Here is a 6,429-nt window from a genome sequence, read left to right as displayed (position 1 = left end):
GTGATCGCCTGTTCGGCCTCACCGACGTCCACCAGCGCCAATGCCTGCTGTTCCATCGCCAGAACCCGATAGGGCGCGCCCGGTGTCGCAAGTCGTTCGAGTGCCGCATCACGCGCGCCCGCATCCATCGCGCCGCCCGCCATGATCACCGCCTTCAGCTCGGCCAGCTGGCGATAGCTTTCGGGCAAAGCGGCATCTTCGGCCATCGCGTTCAGACGGGCCAGCGCACCGTCGCGGTCGCCAGTTTTCAACGCCTCATCAACGGCGATAAAGCCAAGAACCGCCGCCTGACCGGGTGCCGCCTCTCCCGCGCCGATCTGTTCCAGCGCCACCACACGGGCCGCCGCATCGTCACTGTCGAGTGCGGCCAGAATCGCATCGCCGAAGGCTTGCGCCGCATTGCGCGCCGATGACTTCTGCCATTCGCTCCAGGCAGCGCCGCCAACAATTGCGACGACCAGCGTGACTGCGATCCAGCCATATTTGCGGAAGGTCTGGTAGAGTTTGTCGCGGCGCACCTCTTCGGTGACTTCCTCGATGAAACTGTCGGTCTCGCTCACGCGGTCTTCTCCCACCTCAGGCCCCGCATGGGACCTTTGTCCGGCACCGTCTTACACGCAAGCGCGCGACCTTGCCAAGCCCGCGCCACGCCTGCCCCCGGGGCACCATGCATGTCTTGCAGGCGCGACCAGCGCCTGCACAATTTGGCAAGGGCTCAGCCCGCCGCCTCTTCGCTATCGGCAAGCCGCAGGCGCGGACCCGCTGGCGCACCGGTCTCTTCCTCGGCCGATTGACGCGCCCACATCGCGGCATAGCGTCCCGCCCGTGCCAGAAGGTCGTCATGCGTGCCTTCCTCGACAATCTCGCCCTTTTCCAGAACCACGATCCGGTCGGCATCGGCGATGGTAGAGAGGCGATGGGCGATGGTGATCACCGTCCGCCCCTCGCCCATCGCCTTCAGGGTGTCCTGAATGTCACGCTCGGTCTGGGTGTCGAGCGCCGATGTCGCCTCATCCAGCAGAAGGATCGGCGGGTTTTTCAACAGGGTTCGGGCAATGCCGACGCGCTGCTTTTCGCCGCCCGAGAGTTTCAGCCCGCGCTCACCCACCTTGGTTTCATAGCCTTCCGGCAGCGACATGATGAAATCGTGGATCTTCGCGGCCTTCGCCGCCGCGATCAGTTCCTCGCAGGCCGCGTCGGGGCGGCCATAGGCGATGTTGTAAAGCACCGTATCGTTGAACAGGACCGTGTCCTGCGGCACGACGCCGATCCGTGCATGCAGGCTGCCTTGGGTGATGTCGCGCACATCCTGACCGTCGATCTTCAGCGCCCCGCCGGTCACGTCGTAAAAGCGGAACAAAAGCCGCCCGATGGTCGACTTGCCCGAGCCGGACGGGCCGACAATGGCCACCGTCTGCCCCGCGCCCACCTTCAGGCTGATGCCCTTGAGGATCGGCCGGGCCGGATCGTAGGCGAATTTCACCGCGTCCAATTCCACCTCGCCGCCCGTAACATCCAGATCCGGCGCGCCGGGCTTGTCGGTGATCTCGGCGGGCTGGCCGAGCAGGTCGAACATCTCGCCCATATCGACCAGCGCCTGACGAATTTCGCGGTAGACGGTGCCAAGGAAGTTCAGCGGCATGGTGATCTGGATCATATAGGCATTGACCATGACGAAATCGCCGACCGTCAGCACACCCGACTGCACCCCCATCGCCGCCATCACCATGACGATGACAAGGCCCGAGGTGATGATCATCGACTGGCCGAAATTCAGCATCGACAGCGACTGGCCGGTCTTGACCGCCGCCTGTTCATAGCCCGCCATCGCCGCGTCGTAACGCGCGGCTTCGCGCGCCTCGGCGCCGAAATATTTCACGGTCTCAAAGTTCAACAGGCTATCGACCGCCTTCTGGTTCGCATCGGTATCCTGTTCGTTCATCTGGCGGCGGATCTTCACCCGCCATTCGGTGATCTTGAACGTATATGTGATGTAGATCGCGATGGTGACGACGACGACAGCGGCATAGCGCCAGTCGAAAAGCAGCGCGAAGATCACCGTGACCATGGACAGCTCAAGGATCAGCGGCCCGACCGAAAGAAGCATGAACCGCAGCAGGAACTCGACGCCCTTCACGCCCCGTTCGATGATCCGGCTGAGACCCCCGGTCTTGCGGGTGATGTGATAGCGCATCGACATCGCATGGATATGCCGGAAGGTTTCCAGCGCGAGTTTGCGCAAGGCCCGTTGCCCGACCCGGACAAAGACCACGTCGCGCAATTCGTTGAAGCCGATGGAGCCGACGCGGGCGAGCCCATAGGCCACGGTCAGCCCGACCGCGCCATAGGCCAGCAACCAGGCATCACCGCGCGTCTCGTTCGACAGCGCGTCAACGGCAGCCTTGTAGAAGAATGGTGTCAGGACCGAGACGACCTTGGCCAGTGCAAGTGCCGTCAGCGACAGCACGACGCGGCGCTTTACCCAATTCTCGCCCTCGGGCCAGAGATAGGGCGCAACTCGCCGCAAAGTCCGCACACTGCGCTGCCAGCCGTCGCTGAGCTTGCCGTCATCCGCCATCGGAACGCCTTTCCACGATTACAGGGCGCTTGATCGCAGAACCTGAACCGGCTATCAAGCTCTAAGTTTCAACTATTCATGAAATGTTGAATTATGGATCGCACAACCGCCCTCGCCGCGCTGTCGGCACTTGCCAATGAAACAAGGCTGGATCTTGTGCGGCTGCTGGTCGGCACCGGCACTGACGGGATGCCCGCCGGGGAGATCGCCGAAAAGCTTGCAGTGTCGCCCTCGCGCCTGTCGTTCCACCTCTCGGCGCTGGAACAGGCGGGGCTGATCGTTTCACGCCGGGCTTCGCGCCAGATCATCTATGCGGTAGATGCCGCCGGGGTCGGCGGGGTCATCTCGTATCTTCTGAATGATTGCTGCCGCGCCGATCCCGATATCCGCGCCTGCTGCGTGGTCCAGTCGCAGAGTTGATCCCGCACTGTCACACCCCCAGATAGCGCCCCGCGATATCCTCGCCCAGCCGCGCCATCCTGCCGGACCAGACGCTTGCCCCTCGTTCAAGCACCACCGCCCGGTCAGCCACGCCGCTGAGTTCCTTCAGCGACTTGTCGATGACGAGGATCGAGACGCCCTGCCCCTTCAAAGCCCGGATCGCCGCCCAGATTTCGGCGCGCACCACCGGGGCCAGCCCCTCGGTCGCTTCATCGAGGATCAGAAGCCGCGGATTGGTCAGGAGCGCCCGGCCGATGGCCAGCATCTGCTGTTCGCCACCCGAAAGCGTCCGGGCAGCCTGTCCCATGCGTTCCCCGAGACGCGGGAAAAGGTCAAGGACACGCTGCAGCGTCCAGTCGCCGGGCCGGGCGGCGACCGAAAGGTTTTCGGCGACCGTCAGCTGCGCGAAGCAGCGCCGCCCCTCGGGCACCAGACCCAGCCCCGCCTGTGCGGCACGGTGCGACGAGAGGCGCGCAATGTCGCGCCCGCCGAAGAACAGTGTTCCCCCGGAAAGCGGCAACATCCGCATGATCACCCGCACGGTCGTCGTCTTGCCCATACCGTTGCGGCCCATCAGCGCCAGAACCTCGCCTTCCTCCAGCGCCAGCGTCACGCCAAAGAGCGCCTGCACCGGCCCATAACCCGCCGTGATGTCCTTGAGGTCGAGAAGCGTGGTCATGCCTCTTCCCCCAGATAGGAACGGCGCACGTCCGGATTGCTGCGGATCTCCTCCACTGTGCCCGTGGCGATGACGCGGCCGTAGACCAGCACCGAAATCCGGTCGGCCAGGGCAAAAACCGCATCCATGTCATGTTCCACCAGAAGGATCGGCGCCTCGGCCTTCAGATCGGCGAGCATCGCCGTCAGGTCGCGCGCACCCTCGGTACCCATCCCGGCCATCGGCTCATCCAGAAGAAAGGCGCGCGGGCGCATCGCCAGCGCCATGGCGATCTCCAGCCGCCGCCGCTCACCATGGGCAAGGTCCGACGCGGCAACTGCTTCGCGCCCACCGAGCCCCGCGTGGTGGATGTGAAAGAGAGCCGGGTCGGTGAGAGTGCGGTCCGACAGCGCCGGTCGGAAGAAGCGGAACGTCGCGCCAGAAGCCCCCTGCACCGCCAGCATCACGTTTTGCAGCACGTTAAAGCCCGGGATCACCGATGAGACCTGAAAGCTGCGCGCCAGACCCAGCCGGGCGCGCTCGGCCGGGCCAAGGGTGTCGATCGCCTGCCCCTCGAATGTAATCGACCCGCTATCGGGGCGGATTTCGCCCGCAATCTCTTTGATCAGGGTCGATTTCCCGGCCCCGTTCGGGCCGATCAGCGCATGAATTTCCCCCGGCCGCAGGTCCAGCGACACATCGTCGGTCGCCTTCAGCGCGCCGAAGCTTTTCGACAGGTGGCTGAGGGTCAGGATCGGCTCAGACATGGCCACGCCGTCCCATGGCCAACCCCATCAGCCCCTTCGGCGCGAAAAGGACGATGAGGATCAGGAGAAGGCCCAGAAGCGCCTGCCAATGCTCGCTGACCGGGCCAAGCAGGTATTCAAGCGCAATGAAGACCGCCGCCCCGGCGATGGGCCCAGAGAGCCGCCCGACGCCGCCGAGGATGACGAAAACCATAATCTCCCCCGACATGTGCCAGCTCAGCATCGTCGGGCTGACGAACCGGTTGAGATCGGCAAACAAGGCACCCGCCAGCCCTGCAACCATGCCCGACAGGACGAAGGCGGTCAGACGGATGGCAAAGGGCTTGATGCCCGAGGCGATCACCCGCGTGTCGTTTTCTTTTGCCGCACGCAGCGCAAGGCCAAAGCGCGATTGAGTCAGCACCGCCACAAGCACCACGGTGATGCCAAGGACCGTGGCGCATATGGCGAAGAATTGCAGCGGCGCGAAGGTATTCGCTCCGGGAAAGCTGTTGCGGACGTAGAATGAGAGCCCGTCCTCACCGCCATAGGTCGGCCAGGAGATCGCAAAGTAATACAGCATCTGTGCGAAGGCGAGCGTCACCATGATGAAGTAGACACCCGTAGTGCGCAGGCTGAGCGCCCCGATGACCAAGGCGGCAAGCCCCGCGACGAGGATCGCGAAGGGCCAGATCGCCAGCATCTCATTCGTGCCCATCATGGTGAAGGGGAACGTCGCCACGGGCGTGCCGCTGGACGCATGGCTGGCAAGAATCGCCGTGACATAACCGCCCAGCCCGAAAAACGCCGCATGACCGAAGGACACAAGGCCGCCATAGCCGAGCGCGAGGTTCAGCCCGACACCCGCCAGGCCAAAGATCGCCACCTTGGTCGCCAGCGTCACGATATAGGGGTTGCCAGTCAGATCGGCGATGACCGCCACGGCGATCAGCCCCGCGAAGACCATGAGGTTCGGAACTGCACCCGTCAGCTTCATGCCCGCGCCCCGTAAAGACCCGTCGGTCGCCAGATCAGCACCAGTGCCATCAGCACATAGATCAGCATGGAGGCGAGCGCCGACCCGACCGATGTCGCGGCCGATGCCTCCATGAAGCGCGCGAAAAGACCCGGCAGCAAGGCCTTGCCCAGCGTATCGGTCATGCCGACCAGAAGCGCACCGATCAGCGCGCCTTTGATCGAGCCGATGCCGCCGATGACCACGGTGACGAAGGCGAGGATCAAGACCGGCTCCCCCATGCCCACCTGCACCGACTGGACCGAGCCGACCAGCGCGCCGGCCAACCCCGCAAGTGCCGCGCCAAGGGCAAAGACCATCGTATAGAGCCTGCCGATATCGACGCCGAGGGCCGCGATCATCTCCCGGTCCGCCTCACCCGCGCGGATGCGGATGCCGAGGCGGGTGCGGGTGATCAGCCAGAAAAGACCGACGGCGACGCCCGCGCCGATGACGATGATCGCCAAACGAAAGGCAGGATAGACCAGCCCCCCCGGCAGCGTCACCGCGCCCGACAGGACGGGCGGCAGTGAAAGATAGAGGGGGAAGGAGCCGAAAAGCCAGCGGGTGCCTTCGGAAAAGACGAGGATCAGCGCGAAGGTCGCCAGCACCTGATCAAGGTGATCGCGGGCGTAAAGCCGCCGGATCACCACCACCTCCACCAGCGCGCCCAAAGCGGCGGCGGCGGCAAGACTGGCGGCAAGGCCCAGCCAGAATGACCCCGTCGCGGCGGCGACTGCGGCACAGGCGAAAGCGCCCGCCATGTAAAGCGAGCCATGCGCAAGGTTGATCAGTCCCATGACGCCGAAGACCAAAGTCAGCCCGGCGGCCATGAGAAACAGCATCATCCCGTATTGCAGGCCGTTCAGGACCTGCTCGGCCAGCAAGAGCATGTCAGGACATCCCCGAAAGGCGGACCGGGGATACGCCCCGGCCCGGACCGATCACATCTTGCACTCGGCGGCATAGGCGTCGCCGCGATCTTCAAGGG

7 protein-coding genes are annotated in these 6,429 nt (G+C 64.4%); 1 reads left to right on the top strand and 6 read right to left on the bottom strand.

Features of this window, described 5'->3' with window-relative positions; translation table 11 throughout:
• Together WBB85_RS10400 and WBB85_RS10395 are read right to left on the bottom strand one after the other, a co-directional pair.
• Nucleotides 1-560, bottom strand: a 560-nt coding sequence (locus WBB85_RS10400; protein WP_432638548.1) for a tetratricopeptide repeat protein, incomplete at its 3' end; no start/stop codon positions are given.
• 155 nt (nucleotides 561-715) lie between these two features.
• Nucleotides 716-2,578 carry an ABCB family ABC transporter ATP-binding protein/permease gene (locus tag WBB85_RS10395; protein WP_432638547.1) on the bottom strand — a complete coding sequence of 621 codons (1,863 nt, stop codon included), beginning with the start codon at nucleotides 2,576-2,578 and terminating at the stop codon, nucleotides 716-718.
• Between the two features lie 93 nt (nucleotides 2,579-2,671).
• On the opposite strand from WBB85_RS10395, the gene WBB85_RS10390 reads away from it, so the two are divergent.
• Complete coding sequence (locus WBB85_RS10390; protein WP_432638546.1) at nucleotides 2,672-2,998, top strand: ArsR/SmtB family transcription factor; 327 nt, start codon at nucleotides 2,672-2,674, stop codon at nucleotides 2,996-2,998.
• A gap of 10 nt (nucleotides 2,999-3,008) precedes the next feature.
• Here WBB85_RS10390 and WBB85_RS10385 read toward each other — a convergent pair whose 3' ends face one another.
• Genes WBB85_RS10385 through WBB85_RS10370 form a run of 4 tightly spaced genes read right to left on the bottom strand, consistent with a single transcriptional unit; the run spans nucleotide 3,009 to nucleotide 6,331 of the window.
• Nucleotides 3,009-3,698: an ABC transporter ATP-binding protein gene (locus tag WBB85_RS10385; protein WP_432638545.1), complete on the bottom strand. Its 690-nt coding sequence runs from the start codon at nucleotides 3,696-3,698 to the stop codon at nucleotides 3,009-3,011.
• Complete coding sequence (locus WBB85_RS10380) at nucleotides 3,695-4,444, bottom strand: ABC transporter ATP-binding protein (RefSeq protein ID WP_432638544.1); 750 nt, start codon at nucleotides 4,442-4,444, stop codon at nucleotides 3,695-3,697. Before WBB85_RS10380 ends, WBB85_RS10385 begins: the two co-directional genes overlap by 4 nt.
• Nucleotides 4,437-5,420, bottom strand: a complete 984-nt coding sequence (locus tag WBB85_RS10375; protein ID WP_432638543.1) for a branched-chain amino acid ABC transporter permease — start codon at nucleotides 5,418-5,420, stop codon at nucleotides 4,437-4,439. Before WBB85_RS10375 ends, WBB85_RS10380 begins: the two co-directional genes overlap by 8 nt.
• Nucleotides 5,417-6,331, bottom strand: coding sequence for a branched-chain amino acid ABC transporter permease (locus tag WBB85_RS10370; RefSeq protein ID WP_432638542.1), 915 nt, complete (start codon nucleotides 6,329-6,331; stop codon nucleotides 5,417-5,419). The genes WBB85_RS10375 and WBB85_RS10370 overlap by 4 nt, the downstream gene beginning before the upstream one ends.
• Nucleotides 6,332-6,429: the final 98 nt, after the last annotated feature.

This window comes from Albidovulum sp., from assembly GCF_049646345.1.
Lineage (GTDB): Bacteria > Pseudomonadota > Alphaproteobacteria > Rhodobacterales > Rhodobacteraceae > Albidovulum.
Note: the sequence above shows the minus strand (reverse complement) of the source record. Positions and strands in the feature narration are given on the sequence as shown.

Bases quoted from the DNA above. Each gene is read 5' to 3' on its own strand.
- WBB85_RS10395 (WP_432638547.1), bottom strand. From the start codon at position 2,578: ATGGCGGATGACGGCAAGCTCAGCGACGGCTGGCAGCGCAGTGTGCGG.
- WBB85_RS10390 (WP_432638546.1), top strand. From the start codon at position 2,672: ATGGATCGCACAACCGCCCTCGCCGCGCTGTCGGCACTTGCCAATGAA.
- WBB85_RS10385 (WP_432638545.1), bottom strand. From the start codon at position 3,698: ATGACCACGCTTCTCGACCTCAAGGACATCACGGCGGGTTATGGGCCG.
- WBB85_RS10380 (WP_432638544.1), bottom strand. From the start codon at position 4,444: ATGTCTGAGCCGATCCTGACCCTCAGCCACCTGTCGAAAAGCTTCGGC.
- WBB85_RS10375 (WP_432638543.1), bottom strand. From the start codon at position 5,420: ATGAAGCTGACGGGTGCAGTTCCGAACCTCATGGTCTTCGCGGGGCTG.
- WBB85_RS10370 (WP_432638542.1), bottom strand. From the start codon at position 6,331: ATGCTCTTGCTGGCCGAGCAGGTCCTGAACGGCCTGCAATACGGGATG.